Annotated in this window: 16 protein-coding genes, 1 tRNA gene and 1 pseudogene; 4 read left to right on the plus strand and 14 right to left on the minus strand. The window is 71.5% G+C overall.

The window, feature by feature from the left end; all coding sequences use genetic code 11:
* Positions 1-33: 33 nt before the first annotated feature.
* On the minus strand, positions 34-1,017 hold the full coding sequence (locus ACZ7L5_RS13070; RefSeq protein WP_471516659.1) for a zinc-dependent alcohol dehydrogenase: 984 nt from the start codon (positions 1,015-1,017) through the stop codon (positions 34-36).
* Positions 1,018-1,125: 108 nt separating this feature from the next.
* Between ACZ7L5_RS13070 and ACZ7L5_RS13075 the strand changes: the two genes are divergently transcribed.
* Complete coding sequence (locus tag ACZ7L5_RS13075; protein WP_471516660.1) at positions 1,126-1,890, plus strand: CDP-alcohol phosphatidyltransferase family protein; 765 nt, start codon at positions 1,126-1,128, stop codon at positions 1,888-1,890.
* Positions 1,891-2,280: 390 nt separating this feature from the next.
* Here ACZ7L5_RS13075 and ACZ7L5_RS13080 read toward each other — a convergent pair whose 3' ends face one another.
* The 6 genes and pseudogenes from ACZ7L5_RS13080 to ACZ7L5_RS13105 all read right to left on the minus strand — a co-directional run.
* The gene (locus ACZ7L5_RS13080) at positions 2,281-2,718 is read right to left on the minus strand and encodes a GNAT family N-acetyltransferase (RefSeq protein ID WP_471516661.1); all 438 of its coding nucleotides are present in this window, start codon (positions 2,716-2,718) and stop codon (positions 2,281-2,283) included.
* Positions 2,719-2,728: 10 nt separating this feature from the next.
* Positions 2,729-3,955, minus strand: a complete 1,227-nt coding sequence (locus ACZ7L5_RS13085) for an MDR family MFS transporter (protein WP_471516662.1) — start codon at positions 3,953-3,955, stop codon at positions 2,729-2,731.
* The gene (locus ACZ7L5_RS13090) at positions 3,952-5,748 is read right to left on the minus strand and encodes an ABC transporter permease subunit (protein ID WP_471516663.1); all 1,797 of its coding nucleotides are present in this window, start codon (positions 5,746-5,748) and stop codon (positions 3,952-3,954) included. The genes ACZ7L5_RS13085 and ACZ7L5_RS13090 overlap by 4 nt, the downstream gene beginning before the upstream one ends.
* Positions 5,749-5,751: 3 nt before the next feature.
* On the minus strand, positions 5,752-7,254 hold the full coding sequence (locus ACZ7L5_RS13095; RefSeq protein WP_471516664.1) for an ABC transporter substrate-binding protein: 1,503 nt from the start codon (positions 7,252-7,254) through the stop codon (positions 5,752-5,754).
* A 3-nt stretch (positions 7,255-7,257) separates the two neighbouring features.
* Positions 7,258-7,794 (minus strand): GNAT family N-acetyltransferase, encoded by a 537-nt coding sequence (locus ACZ7L5_RS13100; protein WP_471516665.1) that lies wholly within the window; start codon positions 7,792-7,794, stop codon positions 7,258-7,260.
* Between the two features lie 354 nt (positions 7,795-8,148).
* Positions 8,149-9,093 (minus strand): annotated as a pseudogene (locus tag ACZ7L5_RS13105) (discoidin domain-containing protein); the annotation flags it as partial.
* A 304-nt stretch (positions 9,094-9,397) separates the two neighbouring features.
* Here ACZ7L5_RS13105 and ACZ7L5_RS13110 point away from each other — a divergent pair.
* Positions 9,398-11,236 (plus strand): coagulation factor 5/8 type domain-containing protein, encoded by a 1,839-nt coding sequence (locus ACZ7L5_RS13110; protein WP_471516666.1) that lies wholly within the window; start codon positions 9,398-9,400, stop codon positions 11,234-11,236.
* Between the two features lie 53 nt (positions 11,237-11,289).
* On the opposite strand, the gene fusA is transcribed toward ACZ7L5_RS13110, so the two are convergent.
* From fusA to ACZ7L5_RS13130, 4 genes are all read right to left on the minus strand, one after another.
* Positions 11,290-13,380, minus strand: coding sequence for an elongation factor G (gene fusA, locus ACZ7L5_RS13115; RefSeq protein ID WP_471516667.1), 2,091 nt, complete (start codon positions 13,378-13,380; stop codon positions 11,290-11,292).
* 165 nt (positions 13,381-13,545) lie between these two features.
* Positions 13,546-13,689 (minus strand): hypothetical protein, encoded by a 144-nt coding sequence (locus ACZ7L5_RS13120; RefSeq protein ID WP_363032822.1) that lies wholly within the window; start codon positions 13,687-13,689, stop codon positions 13,546-13,548.
* A gap of 111 nt (positions 13,690-13,800) precedes the next feature.
* A complete protein-coding gene (locus ACZ7L5_RS13125; RefSeq protein WP_363032820.1) occupies positions 13,801-14,001 on the minus strand; it encodes a ferredoxin in 201 nt (66 codons plus the stop codon).
* A gap of 32 nt (positions 14,002-14,033) precedes the next feature.
* Positions 14,034-15,248, minus strand: coding sequence for a cytochrome P450 (locus ACZ7L5_RS13130; protein ID WP_471516668.1), 1,215 nt, complete (start codon positions 15,246-15,248; stop codon positions 14,034-14,036).
* A 243-nt stretch (positions 15,249-15,491) separates the two neighbouring features.
* Here ACZ7L5_RS13130 and ACZ7L5_RS13135 point away from each other — a divergent pair, with 243 nt between their 5' ends.
* Entirely contained in the window at positions 15,492-15,962 is a 471-nt protein-coding gene (locus ACZ7L5_RS13135) for a MarR family winged helix-turn-helix transcriptional regulator (protein WP_471516669.1), read from the plus strand.
* A 29-nt stretch (positions 15,963-15,991) separates the two neighbouring features.
* Here the strand turns inward: ACZ7L5_RS13135 and ACZ7L5_RS13140 are convergent, their stop codons facing one another.
* Together ACZ7L5_RS13140 and ACZ7L5_RS13145 are read right to left on the minus strand one after the other, a co-directional pair.
* On the minus strand, positions 15,992-16,357 hold the full coding sequence (locus ACZ7L5_RS13140; protein ID WP_471516670.1) for an iron chaperone: 366 nt from the start codon (positions 16,355-16,357) through the stop codon (positions 15,992-15,994).
* A gap of 101 nt (positions 16,358-16,458) precedes the next feature.
* A tRNA-Leu gene (locus ACZ7L5_RS13145) sits at positions 16,459-16,543 on the minus strand.
* 154 nt (positions 16,544-16,697) lie between these two features.
* Between ACZ7L5_RS13145 and ACZ7L5_RS13150 the strand changes: the two genes are divergently transcribed.
* On the plus strand, positions 16,698-18,029 hold the full coding sequence (locus ACZ7L5_RS13150; protein WP_471516671.1) for a DUF2254 domain-containing protein: 1,332 nt from the start codon (positions 16,698-16,700) through the stop codon (positions 18,027-18,029).
* A 121-nt stretch (positions 18,030-18,150) separates the two neighbouring features.
* Here the strand turns inward: ACZ7L5_RS13150 and ACZ7L5_RS13155 are convergent, their stop codons facing one another.
* Positions 18,151-19,695, minus strand: a complete 1,545-nt coding sequence (locus ACZ7L5_RS13155; RefSeq protein ID WP_471516672.1) for an aldehyde dehydrogenase family protein — start codon at positions 19,693-19,695, stop codon at positions 18,151-18,153.
* Between the last annotated feature and the right edge of the window lie 45 nt (positions 19,696-19,740).

Raw genomic sequence — 19,740 nt, forward strand, 5'->3', positions numbered from 1 at the left:
TGAACGAGTCCGTCAGCACGTGTCCGGGTCCGGTCAGGGCGTGTCCGTGTACCTGACCCGATGACAGAGCGCCGGAATCTCCCCGGAAGCGAGCTTCGGCATCACCTCGGGCAGCTCCGCGAAAGCGCTCTCCCCCGTGACGAGCGCGTCGAGAGCCGGGTCGGCGAGCAGGTCGAGGGCGAGGGCGAGCCGGTCGGCATACGTACGGCTGGCACCGCGGGCCGGGGAGACGGTGCCGACCTGGCTGCTGCGGATGACGAGCCGCCGCGAGTGGAAGGCCTCGCCCAGCGGCAGAGCCACCTTCCGGTCGCCGTACCAGCTGAGTTCGACGATCGTGCCCTCGGGGCGCAGCAGTTCGAGCGACCGGGCGAGGCCCTGCTCGGTGGCGCTGGCATGGACCACCAGGTCGCGGTCGCCGAGCGCCTCGTCGGGCGTGGCGAAGGCGACACCGAGGGCCTCGGCGACCTCGGCCCGGCGCGGATCGGCGTCGACCAACTGGAGCCGCACACCCGGGAAGCGGGCCAGCAGTGCGGCCACCGAGCAGCCGACCATGCCGCCGCCGACCACGGCGATCCGGTCGCCGACCAGGGGTGCGGCGTCCCAGAGCGCGTTGACGGCGGTCTCGACGGTGCCGGCGAGGACGGCCCGTTCGGCGGGCACGGTGTCGGGTACGACGGTGACGGCGCTCGCGGGGACGACGTACCGCGTCTGATGCGGGTACAGGCAGAAGACCGTACGGCCGACCAGTGCGGCCGGCCCCTCCTCGACCATCCCGACGCTGAGATAGCCGTACTTCACGGGGGCGGGGAAATCGCCCTCCTGGAACGGCGCCCGCATGGCCGCGTGCTGGCTCTGCGGGACCCCGCCGCGGAACACGAGTGTCTCCGTGCCACGGCTGACTCCGGAGTACAGCGACCGCACCAGCACGTCGTCCTCGGCCGGCTCCGGAAGGGCGACCTCTCGGATCTCTCCCTCACCCGGGGAACTGAGCCAGAACGCACGTGCGGTGCGGTTCATGGGAATCCTCCTGAACGATCTGCGGGCTGTTCACGTACCGAGGTATGCACAGGTCGCGCACAGTACGCGGCCTTGATCGACTCTGTCACCTGGCCGGAGGAATGTGCGGTGGCCCTGAACAACACTTACGACGCGAGGCTGGTCCAGCAGGAGACCGCTGTGGGAGCGGGCGTGCAGATCCTGTTGCTGGCCCTGCTCGGCTCGGCGATCGGCATGGGGCCGGCGGGCTGGCTGACCGGCCTCGTCTTCGCCGTCGCCACCTGGGCGCTGCTCTCCCTCGCCCTGCACCGATCCCGGCTCCGCTCCTTCGGGCCGGCGAACCGGGTCACCCTGGGCCGCGCGACGCTGGTCGGCGGCGTCACGGCGCTGGTCGCGGACTCCTTCCAGAGTTCTCCGCCGGTGACGTTGTTCGTCGGCCTGACTGCGGTCGCCCTGATCCTCGACGGCGTGGACGGCAAGGTGGCCCGCCGTACGGGCACGTCGACCGCCCTGGGCGCGCGTTTCGACATGGAGGTGGACGCGTTCCTGATCCTGGTGTTGAGCGTGTACGTCTCGATGTCGCTGGGTCCGTGGGTGCTCCTCATCGGCGCCATGCGCTACGGCTTCGTCGCCGCCGCCCGCGTCTGGCCCTGGCTGAACGCCGCGCTCCCGCCGAGCACGGCCCGCAAGACGGTCGCCGCGATGCAGGGTGTGTTCCTGCTCATGGCCGCGTCCGGCCTCTTCCCGCACCTGGCGACGCTCGCGGTCACCGCGACGGCGCTGGCGGCGCTGGTCTGGTCGTTCGGCCGGGACATCCTGTGGCTCTACCGCAACCGTCCGTCGCGCGTGCGGCGGGCGCCGGTGGCGGAGGTGCGGGAGCTGGTGGCGTCCTGAGGGCTCGGCCTTCGGCGGCACCGGCCATGCCGTGGACGGCTTTCAGCCGTGGAGCGGCATCCGGCACACCATCGAGCCCCTCGCCGCGAACCCCAGCCATGTGTACAGCCTGTTCGCCAAGTCCCGGTCCACCCGCGAGGTGAGGTCGACGGTCCGCGCCCCGGATTCCCGGGCCCGCCGGACCGAATCACACATCCACGGCACCGGGGACGCCACGAGCCGCAGTCAGCCGTCGAACTGCATCCGGAACACCGCCGAGCCCCACGCCACAAACCCCAGCCATCCGCACAGCCCACTCGCCGAGTCCCGGTCCACCCTCGAGGCCAGAACGACGAACCGAACCCCGGCCTCCCACACACACCTGCAGCACCGGGACGCCACGAGCCGCAGTCAGCCGTCGAACTGCATCCGGTACACCATCGAGTCCCTCGCCACGAACCCCAGACGTTCGTAGAGCCTGTTCGCCGCGGCGCGGTCCGGCCGCGAGGTGAGGTCGAGACTCCGCGCCCCGGCCTCCCGGGCAAGCCGGACCGCCTCACGCATCAGCAGTCCCGCGACTCCGTGACCGCGCGCGGCTCCGTCGACGACCACGTCCTCGATCCGGGCGCGCAGTCCGGAAGGCACGGGAATCTGTACGAGGGTCAGCGTGCCGATGATCTCGCCGTGCGCCCGAGCCACGAGCACGGTGTTCCCGTCGCACCTCACGATGCGGTCGACCGCCGCGAGGTCGAGGGGCTTGGCGCTGCGGGACAGTTGCGGCAGCAGCCGGCCGAAGGCGGCCACGAGTTCCGCGCCCGCCTCCCGGGCGATCTCCAGCTGAACATCCATGCCGGGGACCTTACCGACGCGGCAGCACCCCGATGGCCGCCACCGGTACGGCCGCCAGCACCAGCCACGGCACGGCGGCGGGCAGGCCGGTGTCGAGGAGGCTTCCCGTGGCCGAACTGCCGAGCAGGACGATCAGGCCGGAGACCGAGGACAACGCACCGGTGTAGAGGCCGAGTCGGCCCTCCTCCGCGAGGTCGGGCACCCAGGCGCGGGCGGCCGGGGCGACGAGCATCTGGCCGAGGGTGAGCAGGACGACGAAGCCGGCCGCGGGCAACAGCCCCGCCGTACCGCTCCGGTCGGCGGGCCGGGCCGCCGCCACCACCGCGAACCCCGCGGCGATCAGCAGCAGTGCGGCGGCCATGGACCGGCGCAGGGTGAGCCGCTCCCCCACCCACCGGGTGACGGGCAGCTGGGCGACCACCACCAGCAGCGCGGACAGGGCGAACAGCCAGGCCAGCGCGGACTGGGAGCCCGTGGCGCGCTCCACCTCGTCGGGGAGGGCGAGATAGAGCTGGTTGTAGGCGAGCAGGTAGGCGCCGTAAGCGCAGCACAGCGCGAGGAAGCGGCGGTTGCGCAGCAGCTTCCCCGTGCCGCCGCGCAGCCGTACACCCCCTCGCCCGGGTATGTGCTGCGGCAGCAGCCACGCGTGCCCGGCGAGGACGAGGACGAAGATGCCGGCGCCGGCGAGGCAGACCGTACGGAAGTCCACCGCAAGCAGCAGCGCGCCGAGCAGCGGCCCGACGAACGCGCCTGCCTGTCCGGCCACCGTCAGCAGCGCGAGGACGCGGGTCCGGGAGCCGCCGCCGGACTCCTCCCACACCACGGCCTGTCGGGCGACCTCGGACTCGACGGCGGGTGAGAACAGCGCGGCGGCGAACCCGATCAGCAACACGGCCCCGATGACCGCCCACGTCTGTCGCGCGTACCCGAGCCAGGCGAACCCGGCGATCCGCAGCACACAGCCGGTGAGCACGACGGGCCGGATGCCGTACCGGTCGGCCAGCGCCCCGCCCACCACGAACAGGCCCTGCTGGCTGAACGTCCGCAACCCCAGCACGAACCCGACCATCCAGCCCGCCATCCCGACGGCCTGCCCCAGATGCTCGGCGAGGAAGGGCAGGACGGCGAAGAAGCCGATGTTGAAGGCGAGTTGGGTGAGGATGAGGAGGCGCAGAAGAGGGGAGAGCCGGGGTCGGTCCGGCGGCTTGCGGAGGCCACGCGACAGCAGCGATGTCATCCGGCCCCCACCAACTCCTTCGCGGGTGAACGCTGTTCGGGCACCGGCACGACAGGCTCGCCCCGGTCCCTTCGCCGCCGCCCGCCCCGCAGGCCTCCGGCCGCCGTCACCGCCAGCGCACCCAGCAGGGCGAGCACGGCGGCGGGGGCGAGGACCGCCCAGGGGGCGCGCTCGGCGTAGGGCTGGTTCTCGGCGAGGAGCAGGCCCCACTCCGGGGAGGGCGGCTGGGCGCCCAGGCCGAGGAAGGCCAGCGAGGCGAGGGCGAGGGCGACGCCGGGCAGGCGGAGCAGGGCGTGGCGGGTGACGGGCGGCACGACGGCGGGCAGCAGTTCGTGGCGCAGCAGGTACCAGGGGCCGGCGCCCAGGGCGCGGGTGGCGGTGAGGTGGAGGGCGGCGCGTTCCTGCCGTAGCAGCGCCGAGGTGTGGGCGGCCAGTGGGGCCCACGCCACGGCGGCAACGGCGAGTGCGGGCGTGGCGGTTCCGCTGCCGACGACCGCGGTGACGAGCAGGGCGACGAGGACCGGCGGCAGCGCCGTGACGGTGTCGACGAGCGGGCCGGACAGCCGGGGCAGCAGGCCGAGCGCCACTCCGGTGAGCAGGGTGACGGCGGTGATCGCGCCGGCGAGCAGCAGCGTGTCGAGGGCGCCGTGGGAGACGCGGGCGAGGATGTCCCTGCCGAGGGCGTCGGTGCCGAACGGGTGCCCCGGCGAAGGGGCCGCGAGTCGCTCGGCGGTGTCGAGGGCCAGCGGGTCACGGGGCAGGCCGAGGGCGACGACGCCGACGAGCAGGCCGCCGTAGGCGAGCGGCAGGAACCTGCGTGCGGGCGGAGGCGGCCGGTGCAGGGACGGCAGCGCGCCGTCGCGCAGGGCCGGGCCGATCAGCAGGCGGGCGAGGAGGTGGGCCAGTCCGGCGGCGGCCGCGGCGAGCAGGACGAGGGCGAGGGTGCCGGCCTGGAGGACAGGCAGGTCCTGCGCGAGGGCGGCCTGGAGGGTGGTGCGGCCGAGGCCGGGGATGTCGAAGATCTGCTCGACGGTGACCGATCCGCCGGTCAGGCCCACGACGAACAGGCCGGTGTTGGGGAGCAGCCCGGGCAGGCAGCGGCGCAGGGCCTGGCGCGCGACGCTGCGGCCGGGGAGTCCGCGTGCGGTGGCGGCCAGCGCCCAGGGCTCGGCGAAGGCGCCGGGCAGCAGGTCGTCGAGGAGCCTGCCGAGCACGGCGCCGGCGGGCAGGCCGAGGGCGAGGGCCGGGAGGATCGTCCACTGGGGGCCGTACCAGCCGAGGGCGGGCAGCCAGCCCAACTGCACGCCGACGACGGTCGCGAGGACGAACGCGGTGAGGAACTCGGGGAGCGCGGCGAGGACGGCGGAACCGCTGCCTCCGGCACGCCGGCCGTCGAGCCGCCGGTGGGCGCCGAGCCACAGGGTGCGGGCGCAGATCAGCGCGGCGGTGACGGCGGCGACCAGGAGGGCCACCGCCATCAGCAGGAGGGACGCGCCGAGGGCCTGGAGCACGGCGGGGGTGACGTCGCTGCCGGAGATCCACGATCGGCCTGCGTCCCCGCGCCCCAGCCCGCCCAGCCAGTCACCGAGGAGACGCAACGGGCCCGCGTCCAGGCCGAGCTGGGCGCGGATGTCCGCCAGCACCTCGGGCGTGGGGTCGCGGTCCGCCGACCGGGCCTTGAGCACGGTGAGCGCCGGGTCGGTGCGCGACAGCCAGGGCAGTACGCCGATCGCGCACACCAGGGCGGCCGCGATCCCCGCACGCCACAGGAGCGCGACTGTCTGGCGTCGCACGGGTCAGGGCCGGGTGCCGATGCCGACGAGGGTGCGCTCGTACGGGTCGAGGAGCTCGCCTCGGACATCGGTGCCGACGCCGGTGATGATGCGCTGGTGGACCAGCGGTACGACGGCGTCGGTGCCGAGGATCTCGGCCTCGGCCGCCATGGCCGCGTCCTGTCGCTCGGCGGTGCCGGCGAGGTCCGCGGCCTTGGCCACGGCCCGGTCGACGTCCTTGTCGCAGAGCAGGGCCAGGTTGTAACTGCCGTCGCACGTGTAGTCGCTGGCGAGGACACCGACGGGGTCGCCGGTGTCGACCAGGCTGTTGCGGGCGCCGACGAACGCGTCGAACCTGCCGTCCAGCGCGTCGCTCTCCAGCCGCGAGTACTCGCGCACCTCCAGCGTGACCTCGAACCCTGCCTTCTCCAGCTGCTGCTTCAGCACCTGGGCGACTTCCGGGAGTTCGGGCCGGTTGTCGTAGGTGGCGAGATGGATCGGGGTCTTGTCGGGCTTGCCGGCCTTCGCCCGCCCGACCGGCTCGGTCCGCTTGCCGGCGGCCCAGGTGGCGGCGGGCCCGTAGATGCCTGCGCCGGCGTCGGCATATCCCTCGTAGACGCCCTTGGCGAACGCGGAGGTGTCGACGGCCTGCCGGGCGGCGGCCCGCAGAGCGGCGTCCTTGAAGGGGCCCTTCTTCGTGTTGAGGAGCAGGCTCGTGGTGCGGGTGGTGGCGGTCGCCTCGCGGCCGGCCTTGTCGAGGGTGGCGGCCTGGGCGACGGGGATCGCCTCGGCGAGGTCGACCTGGTCGGTGCGCAGGGCGCTCGCGCGGGCGGTGCCGTCGGCGACGAACTTGACGTCGATGCCGGCGGCCTGGGCACGGCCGCCCCAGTAGTCGTCGTAGCGGTCGAGGGTGGCGGCCGTGGAGCCGAGCACCTTGGTGAGCTCGAAGGGCCCGGTGGCATGGCCGACCGGGTCGGCCTTGATCTGCTTGTCCTTGGTGCCGTAGGCCTTGCCGGAGAGGATGGCGAGGGAGGGGCTGGAGAGCCGCAGCGGCAGGACGGCGTCGGGATCCTCGGTGGTGATCCGTACGCCCTTGCTGCCCTCGGCCTTCGCGGTGAGGGTGACGTCGGAGAGGGCGGCGGGGACGGGCTTGGCCTGCGCGGCGTGGGTGAGGGCCGCGACGACCGCGGCGGGGGTGACCGCGGAGCCGTCCTGGAAGGTGGCCTCGCGCAGGGTGAACAGCCAGGTGCGGTCGTTCTCCTGACGCCAGGAGGCGGCGAGGGCGGGGGCGGCGGCGCCGTTGGCGTCCAGCGCGGTCAGGCCTTCGGTGACGCCGAGACGGCTGAGGATGGTGGCGTCGGCGCCGTACGGCGAGAGGTTCTCGGCGGGCGGGAAGGCGAGGGCGACTCGCAGGCGGGAGCCGTCCCGTGCGCCGCCCGCGGCGTCGGAACCGCCGCTGGAGGCGAAGCACCCGGCCAGGACGGGGGCCAGGGCGAGGGCGAGGAGCGGGCGGATTCGGCGTGGCACGGTCTATCGCTCCATCGGTATCTCGAAGTGGACGACGCCGTTCCCGCCGTCCGTTTCCTCGCGCTCGTCGTGCACGATCTTGCCGAGCGAACGCCAGAAGGCCTCGGCGCCCGGCACATGGGGGTCGGTGTGCAGATAGACGGCGCGGTAGCCGCCGTCCGCCGCCGCGAAGGCGAGCAGTTCGCCGACGAGCCGCCGGGCCAGGCCGCGCCTGCGGTGCTCGGCCCGGACGTAGACGCGACGCAGCTGCGCGGTCTCGCCGGACGGGTAACGCTCGGCGAGCTCGCGCGGGTTCGGCGGGTGGGCCGGGCCGCGGGAGTCGAGGGCGGCGGTGGCGACCACACTCCCGTCGCGCGGGTCGAGCGCGACGAGGAGGGTGTGGCGGGGCGAGGCGAGATAGGCGGCGGCCGGGTCGACGATGTCCGCGTGCCAGCGGGGCACGTAGCCGGTACCGAAGTCGCGGTAGACGGTGTCGAGCATCAGGGCTCGCGCACCGTCGAGGTCGTCCGGGCTTGCCGCCCTGATGCTGTAGTCGTGCACTTGCACATCATATGCATCAAGCCCGCAAGCCCTTTCCGTCCACCTCGCCCTGCCGCACAACCCCCTTGCGGGGCAGGCGATTCAACAGTGGTCGAAGATCACCTCCAATTTATCACATGACATCCATTTTCAAAAAGGGCCCCCCGGCGCTTACCGCTTCTGCTCCACCCGCACCCAGTCCACCTCGGCCTGCACTCCCCCACCCGCGATCCGGTCCACGCTCGACTGCGGCAGCCCCCAGTACGGAGTGGTCACCTGGTTCCAGCCGGCCGGGTAGGCCCCGCCCAGAGCGAGGTTCAGGATCACGTACTGGTTGTGGTCGTAGACCCACTGGCCCCGCGTCGCCTCCAGCTCGGTCACCGGTGAGGAGAGGGTGATCGTGTCGTGCAGTCCCACCGCCTGGGCCGGGGACTGCACGTTCGCGCGGCGGGCGGCGACTTCGGCCGCGGAGGGCTGGTGGACCGTACGCCAGGTGCGGTTGTCGTCGGAGACCTGGAGCTGGCAGTCGACGGCGTAAGCAGCCTCCCAGTACAGGTCCACGGACGAGATCGTCGACGGGGCGCCCAGGTCGACGGAGATCCAGCGGTTCGCGTTCCAGTCACTGGACCAGCGGGTGGCGTCGGCCTTGAGATCTCCCGGCCACCCTCCGTCCGTCACGAAGGCCGGCGAATTGCCCGCGTGCTGGTAGTAGTTCGTGTACGCGGGGTGGTTCAGGGCCAGGTTGGTGCGGGTGGTGGACGCGGGGGCCGGTCCACCGCCGTAGACCTTGAAGGAGTACAGCGAGTAGCCGTAGGGCGTGGCGCGTTCGAGGCCGCGCATGCGGACGTAGCGGCCGGTCACCTCCTGTGGATAGGTGTGCGCGGTGACCGTGCCTCCGGCGCCGGCGGTCTCCGTGTAGAAGGGGGTCCAGTCCGTGCCGTTCTTCGAGACCTCCAGGACGTATCTCTTGCCGTAGGCCGCCTCCCAGTCGAGGACCACCCGGTCGACACGCATCGTCGCGCCGAGGTCCACGCGGATCCAGGCGTCTTCGGCGAAGTTGCTGGACCACCTGGTCGCTCCGTTGCCGTCGAAGGCGAGGCCGGGTGCGGTGCCGGCGTTCTCACTGCCGGACGCGGTGACCGCGTTCGGGTCGGCGGTGTGGGCCTCGGCCGCGCGGTCGGTGTCCCACGCGGCCGCCGCGGCTGTGGGCTCTGCGGGCGGCGCGGCGAACGCCGAGCCGGTGCCGAGCACGGCGAGGGCGGTGAGCGCGGTCAGAAGGGTTCGTGGAGTGCGGATACGCGTACGGGTACGGGATGGCATGCGGCTCTCCTTGGGAGATGTGAGGGGGTCCTCGCAGGGTGCGCATTCCGTGCTGTGATGCCTTCGTGCCGTCGCGGTCGGGCGACCCGTCACACCTGTCCCGGTGGCTACGGGTCGCCGCATCACGTCTTAGTTTAGAGCGTGAGTTAAGCCCTGGAAGGCAGGCGCGTCAAGGGCTTTGACGCACTCTCAGAACTTCCGCCGCAGCTCTTGACTCACACGTTCCACAGTTGAACCATTCAGCGGCAAGAGAGCGCTCCCCGCACCTCATGACGTTCACTTCCTGAACCAGGAGAGCCGCCTGATGCTTCCTTCCTCCCCGTCCTCCGGGCCGTCCTCGATGGGGCGCCGGGCCCTGATCGGCGCCGCGATCGCCTCGGCACCGGCCGTGCTCGGCCTGTCGACCGAGGCCTCCGCACAGACCTCCACGCAAGCCTCCGCCCAGGCTGCCGCGCCGGCTTCGGCGCCCCCGTCGGCGCGGAAGAAGCCACGCGCCCTGCCGGGCGGCGGCGACCTCGGCCCGAACGTCCTCGTCTTCGACCCGTCGACCCCGGGCATCCAGGCCCGGCTGGACGAGGTGTTCCGGCAGCAGGAGTCGGCGCAGTTCGGCACCGGCCGCTACGCCCTGCTCTTCAAGCCCGGTACCTACCACGGCCTCAACGCCCAGCTCGGCTTCTACACCTCGATCGCGGGCCTGGGTCTGTCCCCCGACGACACGACCATCAACGGGGACGTCACCGTCGACGCCGGCTGGTTCAACGGCAACGCCACCCAGAACTTCTGGCGTTCGGCGGAGAACCTGGCCCTGGTTCCGGTCAACGGCACCAACCGGTGGGCGGTCGCCCAGGCGGCCCCGTTCCGCCGCATGCACATACGCGGCGGCCTCAACCTCTCCCCCACCGGCTACGGCTGGGCGAGCGGCGGCTACATCGCGGACAGCCGGATCGACGGCCAGGTCGGACCGTACTCGCAGCAGCAGTGGTACACCCGCGACAGCGCGATCGGCAGCTGGCTCAACGGCGTGTGGAACATGGTGTTCTCCGGCGTCGAGGGCGCGCCCGCGCAGAGCTTCCCCAACCCGCCGTACACCACGCTCGACACGACACCCGTCTCCCGCGAGAAGCCGTTCCTGTACCTCCAGGGAAACGACTTCCGGGTCTTCCTGCCGGAGAAGCGCACGAACGCCCGCGGCGTCACCTGGGGCAACGGCACACCGAGAGGCACCTCGCTGCCGCTGACGCAGTTCTACGTCGCGCGGCCCGGTGTCACTGCGGCCACCCTCAACGAGGCCCTCGCCCAGGGACTGCACCTCCTGCTCACCCCGGGGATCTACCACCTCGACCGGCCGATCCAGGTCAACCGGCCGAACACGGTCGTCCTTGGCCTCGGTTACGCGACCCTGATCCCCGACAAAGGCGCCGCGGCCGTGCAGGTCGCCGACGTCGACGGAGTCCGGCTGGCCGGCTTCCTGGTCGACGCCGGCCCCGTCAACTCGGCGACGCTGGTGGAGATCGGGCCGCGGAGCGCGTCCAGGGACCACTCCGCCAACCCGATCACGGTCCAGGACGTGTTCGTCCGCATCGGCGGGCCCGGCGCCGGCAAGGCCACCACCAGCATGGTGATCAACAGCCGGCACACGATCGTCGACCACACGTGGGTGTGGCGGGCCGACCACGGCGAGGGAGTCGGCTGGGAGACCAACCGCGCCGACTACGGCGTCGTGGTCAACGGCGACGACGTCCTGGCGACCGGCCTGTTCGTCGAGCACTTCAACAAGTACGACGTGCAGTGGTTCGGCCAGCGCGGCCGCACGATCTTCTTCCAGAACGAGAAGGCGTACGACGCCCCGAACCAGGCCGCCATCCAGAACGGCTCGGTCAAGGGCTACGCCGCCTACCGGGTTGGTGACGGCGTGACGTCGCACGAGGGCTGGGGACTGGGCAGTTACTGCTACTACAACGTCAACCCCTCGATCGTGCAGCACCACGGCTTCGCCGCCCCCGTGCGGTCCGGAGTGCGCTTCCACAACCTGCTCGTGGTCTCGCTCGGCGGCAATGGGCAGTACGAGTGCGTCATCAACGACACGGGGGCGCCGACGTCGGGGACGTCGACGGTGCCTTCGACCGTGGTGTCGTATCCATGAGGTGAGGCAGGCCGGACCAGGGCCCCGTCCGTCGAGGACGGGGCCCTGTCGCCCTACTGCGGCACCGCAGCGACCGGCGCCGGCGCATACCCGGTGGGCCGGGCCGTGAACGTGCCGCGTCCCTGGGTCCGGCTGCGCAACCGTGTCGCGTAGCCGAACAGTTCGGCCAGCGGCACGGTCGCCGTCACGACCGCCGCGCCCGCCCGGGTGACGGAGCCCGAGACCCGGCCGCGCCGGGCCGCCAGGTCACCGAGCACCGAGCCGACCGCGTCCTCCGGCACGGTGACCGTGACCTCGACGACCGGCTCCAGGAGGACCATCGCGCAAGCGCGCAGGGCATCGCGGAGGCCGAGTCGGCCGGCCGTACGGAAGGCCGTGTCGGAGGAGTCCTTCACATGGGTCGACCCGTCGGTGAGGGTGACACGCAGACCGGTCACCGGGTGGCCGCCGAGCGGGCCCTCGGCGAGGGCGTCGCGGCAGCCGGCCTCCACGGCGCGGACGTACTCCTGCGGCACCCGGCCGCCGACTACGGTCGAGCGGAACTCGAAGCCGTTGACGCCCTGTTCGGCCGCCGTCGCCGGGGCCGTCAGGGGCTCGACGTCGAGAACCACATGCGCGAACTGACCCGCTCCACCATCCTGTTTGACGTGCCGGAACACGAAACCGGACACCCCTCGGCCGACCGTCTCGCGATACGACACCCGCGGGCGGCCGACGTTGACGTCCAGCCCGAGGTCACGCCGGATCTTCTCCACCGCGACCTCCAGATGCAGTTCGCCCATGCCGGACAGCACCGTCTGGCCGGTCTCGGCGTCGGTCCGCACGACCAACGACGGGTCCTCCTCCGCCAACCGCGCCAGCGCCGAGGCCAGTCGATCGGTGTCGGTGGACCTGCGGGCCTCGACCGCCACGGACACCACCGGGTCGGCCACACTCGGCGGTTCCAGGACGAGGGGGGCGTCAGGTGCGCACAGGGTGGAGCCCGGGCGGGCCGACTTCAGGCCGACGACCGCCACGATGTCCCCGGCGACCGCACGGTCGACGTGGGCATGACGGTCGGCCTGGACCCGCAGGATCCGCCCGATGCGCTCGGTGCGCCGCGCAACCGCGTCGAACACCACGCCTCCCTTCTCGATGGTTCCCGAGTACACCCGCAGGTAGGTCAGCCGCCCGGTCGGGGTCGCGCTCACCTTGAACGCCAGCGCCGCGAACGGTGCCGACGGGTCGGCCGGCCGCTCCTCGTCGACGCCGTCGCGCAGACCGCGTACTGCCGGCACGTCGAGCGGTGACGGCAGATACGCCACGACCGCGTCGAGCAACGGCTCGACACCGCGGTTGCGGTAGGCCGAGCCGCACAGCACGACCACGCCCTCACCGCTGCGGGTCAGCTCGCGCAGGGCGACGACCAGCGTTTGCGCGGAGACCGCCGACCGCGCGCAGAACTCCTCCAGCGCACCGGCGTGCAGTTCGGCCACCGTCTCCTCCAGCAGCCGTCGACGCCGGTGCGCCTCGTCCAGCAGTTCCTCCGGCAGCGGCCCTTCCGCTGCCGTCTCGGCACCGTCGGCCCACACCAGCGCTCGCATGCGTACGAGGTCCACGACGCCGCGGAATCCGTCCTCCGCGCCGATGGGCAACTGCACGACCAGCGGCGCCGGATGCAGCCGTTCCCTGATCGACGCGACGGCCGTGTCGAGGTCGGCCCCGGCGCGGTCGAGCTTGTTGACGAACGCGATCCTCGGGACGCCGTGCCGGTCGGCCTGCCGCCACACCGACTCGCTCTGCGGCTCGACCCCCGCCACGGCGTCGAAGACAGCGACCGCGCCGTCCAGGACACGCAGCGAACGCTCCACCTCGTCCGCGAAGTCGACGTGCCCGGGGGTGTCGATCAGGTTGATCCGGTGACCGTCCCAGGCACAACTCACCGCAGCCGCGAAGATGGTGATGCCGCGGTCCCGCTCCTGCGGGTCGAAGTCGGTGACGGTCGTGCCGTCGTGGACCTCGCCCCGCTTGTGGGTGGTCCCGGTGGCGTACAGGATCCGCTCGGTGACGGTGGTCTTGCCCGCGTCGACATGGGCGAGGATGCCGAGGTTGCGGACGGCGGCGAGGGTGTTGGCGTTGGTGAGGTCGGTGATGTTCGTGCGCACGGCCTTTGGCCTTTCGGGTGATCCGTAAGCGGAACGGAAAGGGGCAGCGCGATTCCCGGACGATACGTGCACGCACATGGCGCGGGGGCGCGGGCGCACGTCGACGTGACCTGTCGCTCAGTCAAATAAAGGGCGACATAGGTGCGTTGACGTACTGGGGCGCTCTCAGGTGTTCGTCACGGACATCCAGTGCCGGCCGCGCAGCGGGCACCGGACGGACAGGGACACCAGGATCACGTCGTACCGGTTGCACCGGTCGTACCGATTGCACCGGGAAGGGGAGACGACGACAGCGGTGCGGTCACGCACGGCCCGGCTCCCCTCAACTCGTCACGACGACGCGCCGCCGAGTGGTGGGCGGCGCGTGCTTGTGTGGTGAGTGTAGGGAGCCTGGCGAAGTCGAGGCAGCTGATTTTTCTCCTACTGGTCGCCGTCGATGGTGATGGCCGACGCCGGGCACACCGCGGCTGCCTCGCGGGCGGCGGCCTGGAGGCCCTCGGCGGGGCTCGGTTCGAGGAGCGTGACGATGCCGTCCTCGTCTCGCTGGTCGAAGACCTCGGGTGCGATCAGTACGCACTGTCCGGCGCCGCAACAGCGGCCCTGGTCCACGTTCACCTTCACGGCCGTTGCCTTCCTTCCCTGTGCGGGAGCCGTCACCACCGCACGGGCACGCTGCGCAGTCCACCGACGAGGAGACCTTCCACTCGCTTCAACTCGTCCACTGGTAGGTCGAGTTGGAGGGACGGCAGCTTGCGCAGGAGTACCTCGAGCGTGACCTGGAGCTCAGTGCGTGCCAGGCTCTGGCCCAGGCAGGCGTGCGGTCCGGCGCCGAAGGCGAGATGGGGGTTCGGGGACCGGGACAGCACCATGTCGTCGGCGTCGGCGAAGACCCGCTCGTCACGGTTGGCGGCCGGCATGCTGCACACCACGGTCGTGCCGCTCGGCAGCAGCTCGCCGTCGACCTCGATGTCCTCGGTGAGGTAACGCCGGATGCCGAAGCCGAGGTTGGCGTCGAAGCGCAGCGCCTCGTCGACCGCGGTGCGCACCAGGGCGGGGTCGGCGAGCAGCCGCTCCCAACGGGTGCGGTCGGCGAGCAGCATGGCGACCATCTTGCCGATCATGTTGGCGGTGGTCTCGTGTCCTGCGACCAGGAGCCCCATGGCGGTGCCGAGCAACTCGTCGTCGGTCAGCCCCTGCCCCTCCCCCTCGCTCTCCCTGATCACCATGCTGATCAGGTCGTCGCCGGGTGCGGCGCGTGTCGCCGCGATGTGCGCGGACATGTACTCGGCGAACTCGGCGTACGCCGCCCCGGTCTGATCGCCGGTGTAGCGACTGACGTTGAGGAAGGCGTCGGACCAGTGCGAGAAGCGGTCCCGGTCCACGGCGGGGACGCCGAGGATGTGGCAGATGACGTGGACGGGCAGGGGGAAGCCGAGGCCGGCCTTGAGGTCCGCGGGCTGTCCGCTGCGGACCATGTCGTCGACGAGGTCTTCGGCGATGCGCGCCATGCGGGGGCGCAGCGCCGTCATGCGCTTGGCGGTGAAGTACTTGCCCACCTGCCGTCGCCACCGAAGGTGCGGCTCCCCGCGGTCGGGCAGGGCGAGGGTGGTGGTTCCGTCGGCGGCGGGACCACCGGCGCCTTCGGGAGCGATCCGAGCAGCGCCGTCCTCGGCCGTAGGACGGGTGAAACGGGGGTCGGCCAGCAGGGCTTTGACGTGGTCGTAGCGGGTCAGGTAGGCCGCCTTGTCCCCGCTGGGGAGTTCAACGGTGGCCACCGGGCACCGGGCGCGCAGTTGCTCCCATTCGGCCGGGGGCTCCAGGGGGTTGTCGGTGGGAAGAGGCAGCCGCAACAGGTCGTTCTCGCGCATCTGACATCACCTTGGGTGGGGGGAGGTGGGTGAGCGACACGGAAGCGTTCACAGCACGGCACGCTACGCACGTAGTGCATCATGCATCAAGAGTGCATGATGCACTTTCTGTGTATGGCGCAATCTCACCGTAGGGTGGGACCTCCGGGGCCTCCGGGACCTCCGGAGCTGCGGACTTGGCCGATGCGGCCCGGGACAGGAGAACGGCGTGGGAAGGCGATCGGCGTGGGAAAGGAGATCGGCGTGGACGCCCGAGAGGCCGCTGAACACATCGAGCGGGAACTGCTGATTCTCACCCGCCACAAGGAGATGAGGGCACCTCGGGGCCCGCGCGGCGGGGACCCGCTGGACCAGAGCGCCTACGTGATCCTCACCAGGCTCGAGACCCAGGGAGCGATGTCCATCCCGGACTTCGTCGAGGCCTTCGGGCTCGCGGCGTCGACGTTCACCCGGCAGACCTCGGCCCTGCTGCGCAACGGGCTGGTGGAGCGAACCCTCGATCCGTCCGGCGGGGTGGCCCGCAAGTTCCGCATCACCCGGGAGGGGCTCAGGCTGCTCGCGCAGCAGCGCGAAGGGATCGTCACCGGCCTGTCGACGGTGGTGGCCGAGTGGTCTCCCGAGCGCCTGGACCGGTTCATCGCCGATCTGCAGCAGTTCAACACCGACATCGAACGCATCACCGGCCGCCCTTGGCCGAGGAGCGCGGGCGGCTGACGACGGCCCGCGGCGGCCGGCCGGCGCAGTCAGCAGATGGTGCCCCGGTCGGCCGCGGTGGCCCGCAGCAGATCCCGTACCAGGTCGAAATCGATCTTCTCCGGCTTGCGGAAGCGCAGACAGCCCTTGCCCATGTCCTGTCCGGCCAGCCGTTCCTGGAAGGCGTCACGGACATCACTGCGCATCAGATAGAAGGAGACGTACTGCCGCTGACTCGCGAACGCGATCTCTGCCGCACCGTCGCGCTGGTACGTCGGCATGCCGTAGGCCATGACCTCACTGAAGCCCTGCAGTTCCGCGCGGCACAACTGCCGGAGCCGCGTCAGGGCCTCTCGCCGCTCCATCGGCACCTCGGTTAGATAACCGTCGACATCCTCCGCCGCGCTCTGCACCATGCGGCGAGGCTAAGCCTGGAGGCGGTACCGATCAACCGTCCGACAAAACAACCCGTGCGGGTCGAGGTGGCCCTCGACCCGCACGGGTTGCAGATGTTCTGTGTCCGAGGGGGGACTTGAACCCCCACGCCCGATAAAGGGCACTAGCACCTCAAGCTAGCGCGTCTGCCATTCCGCCACCCGGACTAGGTGTCTGCCGCCTTGCCGGGGTCTTCCCAGAGGGTCTTCCCGGCGGCGACGTGGACAACAATACCAAGGTTTCGGAGTGCCTTTCACCTGCGTTTCCGTCCACCGGGCGGGGGTCCGGGACCGCACGGCCCGATGCCCTTAGGGTCGCATCATGAGTGACTGGACGGTTACGCAGAGTCCTGCCGCAGGACGTCGCCCGCGTGCGCTGTCGCCCCTCAGGGAGCATCTGCGGGACACGTTCTGGTTCGCCCCGATGGCTGCGATGGTGGCCGTCTTCGTGGTCTGGCTGGCGGCTCAGGCGCTCGACGCAGCCATCGTCGAAGCGCTCCAGGAGGACGGCGACTACGAGACGCTCGACGAGCTGCTGCGGTTCGCGGACGACGCGAAGGCCGTGGTGAGCGCCGTCGCCTCGGCGATGATGACCTTCATCGGTGTGGTCTTCAGCATCTCGCTCGTGGCCGTGCAGATGGCGAGCGGACAGTTCACCCCGCGCGTGGTCCGGCTCTTCGTGCGCAGCCGGATCACCAAGGCGACCTTCGCCATCTTCCTCGCGACGTTCGTGCTGAGCCTGCTCGTACTGACCTCTTTCGACACCGCCGAGGATGCCCGTGCCGTCACGACGGTGCCTCTGGTGCAGTCGGTGCTCACGCTCTGCATGGTCGCGTTGAGCCTGTTGCTCTTCGTGCTGTACGTGAACACCACTCTGCGGTTGATGCGGATCAGTTACGTGATCGCACGGATCGCCGCGGAGTCCTTCCGGGTGACCGCGTCGATGCCCGTGACGGCGGACGGACCCGACACGCCCGACCTCGGCACCGCCACCGCTTGGGTGCCGCACGAGGGCCGGGCGGGGGTGCTGCGGGACGTGCACATCACGCGGCTGGTGCGGACTGCTCGCAAACACGGGGTGACGCTGCGACTGATCCCTCGGATCGGGGACTTCGTGGTGCCTGGTACGCCCTTGCTGGCGGTGCACGGCGGTGCGGCCCCGCCGCGCCGGGCGCTGCGGTACACGATCTCGGTGGGTGTGGAGCGGACCTACCACCAGGATCTCGGCTTCGGGCTGCGGCAGTTGTCCGACATCGCGCTGCGTGCCCTGTCGCCCGCGATCAACGACCCGACGACCGCCGTCCAGGCGCTGGACCGTGTCGTGCAGTTCCTGGCCGCGCTGAGCCGTCGGCCGCTGGACGCCGCCCTGCACCGGGACCGGCGCGGGGTGGTTCGGCTGGTGCAGCCCGTGCCGGGGTGGACCGAACTGGTGGATCTCGGGTTCACCGAGGTACGGGGCTGCGCCGTCGGCAGCCCGCAGGTCTCACGGCGCATGCTGGCCGGCCTGGACGACCTCCTCCTGCTCGCACCGCCGGAACGCAGCGAACCACTCATGCGCCACCGCGAGCTCCTCCACCAGGCGGTGGACCGCGCCGAGCAGTTCCCCTCGGACCGCGCGTTCGCCCTGCATCCGGATCGCCAGGGCATCGGCTGACCGGTTGCGGATCAATCAAGGGAGACAGGGCCCCCTGCGCCATCGCGCGTCGGCGACCGACGCCGGGCACCCGTGCGGCGGACCGCGTGGCGAACCCGGCGTCGGACGCGACGCCCCCTCCTCACGGGCCGAGCTGATACTCCGGGAAGTTCCCGGGCAACCGCTCCCCCGCCGGCCCCTGTGTCACCGCGCGCACCAGCAACTCGCCGCCGACGAACGCCCCGCGCCACGACGCGCCGAAGCCACCGAACAGCTCGTCACGGTCGCCGCGGGAGCGCGGCTTGCCGTGGCCGACCTTGAACGCGCGGATCTGTGGGGCCAGGCGGTCGTACGTCGCCCGGTCGTCGGTGGACAGCGTGGCGACCAGTGCGCCGTTGGACGCGTTCATCGCCGCCAGCAGCTCCGCCTCGGTGTCGACCAGGACGATGGTGTCGACCGGGCCGAAGGGCTCCGCGTGGTGGAGCGGGGAGGACGGGGGCGGATTGAGCAGCGTGACCGGATGAACGTATGCCGAGGTGTCCTGGCCGGGCAGGAAGCGGGCGTCCGCCGGCCTGCCCCGGTGCAGCGGGACGGCGCCGCGGTCGATCGCCTCGGCGACCTGGTCCTGGAGCTCCTTGGCCTTGGCGGCGTTGATCACCGGCCCGAAGTCCAGCTGTGGGAAGGGGTCGTCGTCCCGTTTCTCCACCGCCAGCGGGTGGCCGACCCTGAGCGTGCGCACCGCCGGGAGGTACGCCGCGAGGAACTCGTCGAACAGCTCGCGCTGGACGACGAAGCGCGGGTACGCCGTGCAGCGCTGTTTGCCGTAGTCGAAGAGCTTGGGCACGACCGCCGTGAGCGCGTCCCAGTCCGTGTAGTTCCAGATGCCCCAGGTGTTGAGCCCTTCCTGTTCGAGTACGTGTCGTTTGCCGAGGTCGGCGACGGCCGTGGCCACCGCGGCGCCGGTGTCGCGGCCGCCGACGAAGGAGACGCAGCCGATCTCGGGCGCCCGCACCAGCGCCTCCGACAGCTCGCTCCCGCTGCCGCTGACGAGGGTGACGGGGATTCCCTCGCGGGCGGCCAGCGCGCAGGCCAGGGTGAGACAGGCGACACCGCCGTCGGTCGGGGTCTTGGCGATGACCGCGTTGCCTGACAATGCCTGTACCAACACTGCGTGAACGAGCACGCTCATCGGGTAGTTCCAGCTCGCGATGTTGGACACCGGACCGTCCAGCGGGGTCCGGCCGGCGACCATCGGCTCGACGCCGTCGACGTACCAGCGCACGCCGTCGATGGCCCGGTCGACGTCCGCGCGGGCCAGCCGCCAGGGCTTGCCGATCTCCCAGACGAGCAGCAGGGCGAGCAGGTCCCGGTGTTGGGTCAGGGCGTCGAGCGTGGCCGCGACGCGGGCCCGGCGCTCGTCCAGCGGGATGTGCCGCCAGGCGCGGTGCTGGTCAAGGGACGCGCGCACGGCCTGGTGGGCGGTGGCCCGGTCCAGGCGCGGCGGGCCGGCGATCGGACTGCCGTCGACGGGGCTGGTGGCGGGCAGGGCCCGGCCGTCCGCCTGCCAGGTGGAGTTCCAGAGGTTGAGGACACGGTCGTCCCGGAACGCCTCGGGGGCGACCGCGAGGCAGCGTTGCCAGGCGTCGCTCCAAGAGGTGCCGGATTTGAGGGTGAGGGTTGTTGCCATGGGGGCTCCGCTCTCGGTGCACAGTCGGGGGCGGTCGTTGATGGC

The sequence above is a fragment of the Streptomyces sp. NPDC107528 genome (assembly GCF_055639295.1).